We start from the raw sequence: 4,775 nt of genomic DNA on the forward strand, positions 1-4,775 counted from the left end.
ACCTCGGCGAGTTCCGCGAGCGCCACCGCGTCTGACCGGCCGGCGCCCTCGCCCGCGCGCCACCACGCGCTCCCGCCGCTCGAGCGACGCGGCGCCGGTGCGCCGCCGCGTGGTGATCTGCTCGGGCGGGCGCGGATCACGCGCGGCTAGAGTGCCTGTTCTGACCCGGTCGCTCCCGGGTTCCGCACCGACGCCGTTGCGCACAGGAGGTCGCACGTGACCGACACCACCCCTGCCACCGAGTCCTCCGAGAAGCCCTCCGGGCTGGAGAACCTGCTCTCCGAGGACCGCCGCTTCCCCCCGTCCCCCGAGTTCGCCGCGCAGGCGAACGCCCACGGCGACCTGTACGCGTGGGCCGCGGCCGACCGTCCGTCGTTCTGGGCGGACCAGGCCCGCGAGCTGCTGACCTGGTCGACGCCGTTCACGCAGACCCTCGACTGGTCCCAGGCGCCGTTCGCGACGTGGTTCGCCGACGGGAAGCTGAACGCGGCGTACAACGCGGTGGACCGGCACGTCGAGGAGGGCCGCGGCGACCGGGTCGCGCTGCACTTCGAGGGCGAGGGCGGCGACTCCCGGTCCCTCACGTACGCCGACCTGCAGCGCGAGGTGTCGAAGGCGGCGAACGCGTTCACGGCGCTCGGCGTCGGCACGGGCGACCGGGTCGCGATCTACATGCCGCTGGTCCCCGAGGCCGTCGTGACGATGCTCGCGTGCGCGCGGATCGGCGCGCCGCACTCGGTCGTCTTCGGCGGGTTCTCGGCGGAGGCGCTCGCGTCGCGCATCGTCGACGCGGAGGCGAAGCTCGTCGTCACCGCGGACGGCGGGTACCGCCGTGGGGCGCCGTCGGCGCTCAAGCCGGCCGTCGACGAGGCGCTCGAGAAGGGCACGCCGTCGGTCGAGCACGTGCTCGTCGTGCGGCGCACGGAGCAGGACGTCGCGTGGACCGAGGGCCGTGACGTCTGGTGGCACGACGTGGTGGACTCCGCGTCGGACCAGCACACGCCGGTCGAGCTCGACGCCGAGCACCCGCTGTTCATCCTCTACACGTCGGGCACCACGGGGAAGCCGAAGGGCATCTTCCACACGACCGGCGGCTACCTGACGCAGGCGGCGTACACGCACCGCAACGTCTTCGACCTCAAGGCGGAGACGGACGTGTACTGGTGCACGGCCGACATCGGCTGGATCACCGGGCACACGTACGTCGTCTACGGGCCGCTCGTGAACGGCGCGACGCAGGTCATCTACGAGGGCACGCCCGACACCCCGCACCGCGGCCGCTGGTGGGAGATCGTCCAGAAGTACCAGGTCTCGATCCTCTACACGGCCCCGACGGCGATCCGCACGTGCATGAAGTGGGGCGAGGAGATCCCCGCGCAGTTCGACCTGTCGTCGCTGCGCGTCCTCGGCTCGGTGGGTGAGCCCATCAACCCCGAGGCGTGGATGTGGTACCGCCGCGTCATCGGTGGCGACCGCACGCCGGTCGTCGACACGTGGTGGCAGACGGAGACGGGCGCGATCATGATCAGCCCGCTGCCGGGCGTCACCGCGGCGAAGCCGGGGTCGGCGCAGGTGCCGCTGCCGGGCATCGCGGCGGACGTCGTCGACGACGAGGCGCACCCCGTGCCCGACGGCGGCGGCGGCTACCTGGTCCTGACCGAGCCGTGGCCGTCGATGCTGCGCGGCATCTGGGGCGACCCGGAGCGCTACAAGGACACCTACTGGTCGAGGTTCCCGGGCCTGTACTTCGCGGGCGACGGGGCCAAGAAGGACGACGACGGCGACATCTGGCTGCTCGGCCGCGTGGACGACGTGATGAACGTGTCCGGCCACCGCCTGTCGACGACCGAGATCGAGTCGGCGCTCGTGTCGCACCCGTGGGTCGCGGAGGCCGCGGTCGTGGGCGCGACGGACGAGACGACCGGTCAGGCCGTCGTCGCGTTCGTGATCCTGCGCGGCGGGGCCGGGGGCGCCGGCAAGTCCGGCGACGAGGTGCAGACCGAGCTGCGCAACCACGTCGCGAAGGAGATCGGCCCGATCGCGAAGCCGCGGCAGATCCTGGTGGTGCAGGAGCTGCCCAAGACGCGGTCCGGCAAGATCATGCGCCGCCTGCTGCGCGACGTCGCGGAGCACCGCCAGGTCGGCGACGCGACGACCCTCGCGGACTCCTCCGTCATGGACCTGATCGCGCAGGGTCTCTCCAAGCCCGCCGCGAGCTCGGAGGACTGACCCACCCTCGTCGACCCGGTTCCGGGTGCCGCTCGCGACCTCGCAGCGGCACCCGGGACCGGGTCGTCGTGCGTCCGGGGACGGGCGGCCGGGAGCGGCGGGCGACCCTATCGGGAGACCCCGCCGGACGGCCCGACCGGTGAAGCGTTTAGGGCTCTGGGGGACGCTTTCCCGCCCTGGTTGTGTTGGCGCCCGGCACCCGCCCGTCGACCGGCCGGCGGAACGGCGGGCGGGTGCGACCACGGTCCGCACCGGCGCGGGCGTCGAGCTGGAACCCGGGCTCGCGGCGGTCGTCACACACCCGGAAACGAGGATGTCCATGAGATCCCGACTGTCCCTGCTGACCGGCGCCGCCCTGGCGTCGGCGGTCGTCGCGCTGGGCGCGGTGTCGCTCGTCTCGACGGCGGCGAACGCCGTCACCCCGCCCGGTCTGCGCGTCTCCGGCACGCAGCTCGTCGAGAAGGACGGCACCCCGTTCGTCGCGCGCGGCGTCAGCCACGCCCACACCTGGTACACGTCGCAGACGGCGACCGCGATCCCCGCGATCCGGGCGGCCGGCGCGAACGCGCTGCGCGTCGTGCTGTCGGGCGGCGACCGCTGGACGAAGAACGACGCCGCCGACGTCGCGAACATCATCAGCCTGTGCAAGGCCAACAAGCTGATCTGCATGCTCGAGAACCACGACACGACGGGCTACGGCGAGCAGTCGGGCGCCGTCACGCTCGACACCGCGGCGAACTACTGGGTGGGCATCAAGTCCGCGCTGATCGGGCAGGAGGACTACGTCCAGATCAACATCGGCAACGAGCCCTACGGCAACAACGCGACGGCGAACGCGGGCTGGGCGGCCGACACCTCCGCGGCGATCAAGAAGCTGCGCGCCGCCGGGCTGCACCACAACATCGTCGTCGACGCCCCGAGCTGGGGTCAGGACTGGGCGGGCATCATGCGCGACCAGGCCGCCACGGTCGCAGCGGCCGACCCGGACGCGAACACCCTGTTCTCCGTCCACATGTACGGCGTCTACAACAACGCCTCGACCATCAAGACGTACCTCGACGCGTTCAAGGCGAAGAACCTGCCGCTCGTCATCGGCGAGTTCGGGTTCGACCACTCCGACGGCAACCCCGACGAGGACACGATCATGTCCGAGGCCGTGGCGCGCGGGATCGGCTACTACGGCTGGTCCTGGTCGGGCAACGGCGGCGGCGTCGAGTACCTCGACATGGTGACGGCGTTCAACCCGGCGGCCAAGACGTCGTGGGGCACGCGCATCTTCGACGGTGCGAACGGCATCAAGGCCACCGCGAAGACGGCGAAGATCTACGGCGGCACGGTCGACCCGACCACGCCCAACCCGACGCCCACGACGCCGAACCCCACCCCCACCACCCCGAACCCCACGCCGACCACCCCGACGCCGACCCCGACGTCGAACCCGGGCGGCACGTGCACCGCGGTGCTGCGGGTCGTGGGCTCGTGGCCGGGCGGCTGGCAGGGCGGCGTGACCGTCACGGCGGGCAACGCGATGATCGGCTCGTGGACGACGCAGTTCGCGCTCCCGTCCGGCGGCTCGATCCAGTCCGGCTGGTCGGGCACCTACACGACGATCGGCACGTCCGTCACGGTCAAGAACGCCGCGTGGAACGGCCTGCTCGGCGCGGGCGCGAAGGCGGAGTACGGCTTCGTCGCGTCGGGCACCGCCCCGGCCGGCACGATCCCGGTCAGCTGCGCCTGACCGACTGACGTCTCACCCGGTGACGCCGGGGTCGTCCTCCGCGACGGCCCCGGCGTCGCTGCGTCGAGGCTCGACCGCCGGGGTCAGAGGGAGAGCAGGCGACGCAGGTGACGGACCGCCTCGCGGCCCGCGCGGTTGGCGCCGACGGTCGAGGCCGACGGCCCGTACCCGACGAGCTGCACGCGCGGGTCGGCGACGACCTGCGTCCCGTCCATGACGATCCCGCCGCCGCGCGCCCGCAGGCCGAGCGGCGCGAGGTGGTCGAGAGCGGCCCGGAACCCGGTGCACCAGAGGATCGTCCGCGCCTCGACGCGCGACGGCCCGTCGACCCAGCCCTCCTCGAGCGCCGGGACCTCGTCCCACTCGACGGCACCGGGCACGATCCGGCTGAACATCGGCCGCGCGCGCAGGACACCGGCCTCGATCCCGGCGCGGTAGGCGTCGGTCAACGGCAGCCCGGTCACGCTGACGACGCTGTCCGGCGGCAGTCCCGCACGGGTGCGCTGCTCGACGAGCGCGACGGCCTCGCGGCCGACCTCGGGCGTGAACTCCTCGTCGCGCCACGTCGGCGGCCGGCGCGTCACCCACGTCGTCGACGTGGCCTTGGCGATCTCGAGGAGCAGCTGCACGGCCGACGTGCCCCCGCCCACGACGACGACGTGCCCGTCGGCCAGGTCGGCCGCGGACCGGAAGTCGCGCGCGTGCAGCTGGCGGCCGCCGAACACGCCGCGCCCGGGGTACGCGGGCCAGAACGGCTTGCCCCACGTGCCGGTCGCGTTGACGAGCCCGCGCGCACGCCAGACGACCC

3 protein-coding genes are annotated in these 4,775 nt (G+C 73.0%); 2 read left to right on the plus strand and 1 reads right to left on the minus strand.

Annotated elements, in window-relative coordinates; translation table 11 throughout:
• The first annotated feature begins 216 nt into the window (after positions 1–216).
• Together acs and HGA02_RS10735 are read left to right on the plus strand one after the other, a co-directional pair.
• Positions 217–2,229 (plus strand): acetate--CoA ligase, encoded by a 2,013-nt coding sequence (acs, locus tag HGA02_RS10730; RefSeq protein ID WP_343035437.1) that lies wholly within the window; start codon positions 217–219, stop codon positions 2,227–2,229.
• 319 nt (positions 2,230–2,548) lie between these two features.
• Positions 2,549–3,967 carry a cellulase family glycosylhydrolase gene (locus HGA02_RS10735; RefSeq protein ID WP_168679001.1) on the plus strand — a complete coding sequence of 473 codons (1,419 nt, stop codon included), beginning with the start codon at positions 2,549–2,551 and terminating at the stop codon, positions 3,965–3,967.
• A gap of 83 nt (positions 3,968–4,050) precedes the next feature.
• On the opposite strand, the gene HGA02_RS10740 is transcribed toward HGA02_RS10735, so the two are convergent.
• Positions 4,051–4,775, minus strand: a 725-nt coding sequence (locus HGA02_RS10740; protein WP_168679002.1) for an NAD(P)-binding domain-containing protein, incomplete at its 5' end; no start/stop codon positions are given.

The sequence above is a fragment of the Cellulomonas septica genome (assembly GCF_012396155.1).
In the GTDB taxonomy this organism is placed as follows: Bacteria; Actinomycetota; Actinomycetes; order Actinomycetales; family Cellulomonadaceae; genus Cellulomonas; species Cellulomonas septica.

What these genes read in the sequence shown, in the direction of transcription:
- HGA02_RS10735 (WP_168679001.1), top strand. Translation starts at nt 2,549, where the DNA reads ATGAGATCCCGACTGTCCCTGCTGACCGGCGCCGCCCTGGCGTCGGCG.